This is a genomic window from Dellaglioa sp. CoH-57-MRSF-16 (assembly GCF_056782055.1).
Map to the genome: position 1 here is coordinate 1 of NZ_JBXAXZ010000056.1, position 468 is coordinate 468.

At 55.8% G+C, this 468-nt stretch carries 1 protein-coding gene; it reads right to left on the bottom strand.

Annotated elements, in window-relative coordinates; all coding sequences use genetic code 11:
- Window positions 1-413 (bottom strand): NUDIX hydrolase (locus AC1RPH_RS07815; RefSeq protein ID WP_481762028.1); only part of this gene is annotated, 413 nt, incomplete at its 3' end.
- Between the last annotated feature and the right edge of the window lie 55 nt (window positions 414-468).

Genomic DNA, 468 nt, shown 5'->3' on the forward strand with positions numbered 1-468 from the left:
CCACCTTCTAGTTCATGCGGTTCACGGTACGTTTCTTGGCCACGAAAATAAGCGATAGAGGCCATCGACGTGTCGTCGTTGAGCAGGGCTTCTACGCCCGGATGCAGAGGACTAACGTCCTCGATGTCGTCCACCCACTGGGCATCCGACGTTTCCCAATTCAACTTGGGTTGAAATTCATGAGGAACTATGGCCAAGAAGTTCTGGTACACCATGCCGTCCCCACGGAACAGTAGCAGCGGACGCAGCTTTAGCGGACCGGTATAGCCGGCCTCTTCTTGTACTTCACGAGCCACTGCCATCTCCACATGCTCTCCATGGTCTACAGCACCGCCCCACGTACCCCAACAATCAGGATTCGTGACGCCGGGACTACGCAGTGGCATCAGGAACCGGCCGGTGTCCTCTGCCATGATTAGACATCCTGCACACACCTTCCCCCAGTAATTCGGGTCACTGACGATACTC